This window comes from Oleiphilus sp. HI0125 (genome assembly GCF_001635355.1).
This window is the reverse complement of sequence record NZ_LWGF01000911.1, coordinates 1-1,436: the sequence shown is the minus strand read 5'-3', so window position 1 is coordinate 1,436 and position 1,436 is coordinate 1. Positions and strand designations below refer to the sequence as shown.

The window sequence follows — 1,436 nt, the reverse complement described above, 5'->3', positions numbered from 1 at the left end:
GCACGCACTCCAGTAATCTTCTAATTCAGAACTGCGTTTGTGATTCTCAAATATCTCAATTTTAGAACGATGGCCATGTACGATGCGTTGGCAATTGCCTAAGTGTTTCTTTAATCCGTGGCTGTAATGATAATACGCACCTTCGATTTGCTCTTCATAAAGCTTAAGCGTAACGCCAGTCACATTGCTTGGCAGTACATCTAGGATCTTATCTTCAAGGTATTTAGAGATGCTTTTCGTGTTGACTGTTTTGGCGTCAAGCAACACGACAGAGTCTTTCGGCGACTCATGTTCAAAGTGACCGAGCTGAGAATCCCAATTTAGACGGACTTTATGCTGAGATTGCTCGATCGACAGGTTTTTCAACTGTGTTGAGATAACAAAACGATGATCAACTTCGGTATCTATGAGTTGTTTAATTTGCTTTTTAACGTCACCAAAATCAAACACCATACCTTGATCATCAAGCTCGCCCTGCAATTCAATATCAACAATCCAGCTTTCTCCCATAATGCCGCGTTGAGCGTCGAAATATGAGAAGTCGATGACTGTTAAATTTTGAACAAAAAGGCGGTTCATGGCGAATCCTGTTTGGTAACCAAATGGTCAATGAATAGCGCTGCGGAGTCTACCAAAGTGTAGGTTTAAAACCACTTATTTCCCAATCAAACTTACACTTTTAATGCAGCGCGCTGGAGGATACTCGCTTGAGCGTAGTTTTGGATGACCTGTTTGGCTAGATCATTAATCAAATTGTCTTCAATCGTGACTGAAAGGCGTTTATTTAAAACTGTTAAACTGGTTTGTTCTTCTTCTGTCAGATCTGCTGGAGGAGCGTAATTATTATGGACTAACTTGTCGCATAATGAATTAATTGGAAACACGCGATAACCGCAATGCATTTCGCGATCAATCTTTGAAGCAAACTGATCATAGATGTCTTGCACATGGGCGTTTGTTCCATCAAGCGACACCGGAGCTCCAAAGTGAACATGTATCTGCCCCTTACTTCCAATAATTCCTGTGAGTGTTTCGAACTTGTCGCTAGCGAGTTTCTCTTCAACAGTGCTTTTAGACTGTGAGATGATGCGCTTAGCTTTAATCTGATCGCAAGGGTCCCATTCGTATGAGAGCGTGATGGGGACAATTTTTAGTGCGTTAAGATATTCGAGTTGTTCCGTTTTTGGCTTGCTTAAACTCATCATCTTGATGAGTGCAGGGTTAGTCGTATCAATATTATTAATCGCACGTCCTTCTCTTTGTGCGAGCCATACACTCTCATTAAAGGTATGGATAATCTCAGAGATATACGACGATTGCAGTTTGAGTGATCGAAGCAGTGCTTTTGGTGATGTGACCGATCTATTCACGCGAAAACATTTATTGAGTAATGCCATGCGCGTTGCGGTTTTACTAAGCAAGAGGTTATCGCCAAT

The 1,436-nt window shown here is 41.5% G+C and carries 1 protein-coding gene and 1 pseudogene; both read right to left on the bottom strand.

Features of this window, described 5'->3' with window-relative positions; translation table 11 throughout:
* The coding region (locus tag A3762_RS15725) for a 6-carboxytetrahydropterin synthase (protein ID WP_068756537.1) at positions 1-579 on the bottom strand (579 nt) is incomplete at its 3' end.
* Between the two features lie 92 nt (positions 580-671).
* A pseudogene (locus A3762_RS15720) lies at positions 672-1,436 on the bottom strand (hypothetical protein); the annotation flags it as partial.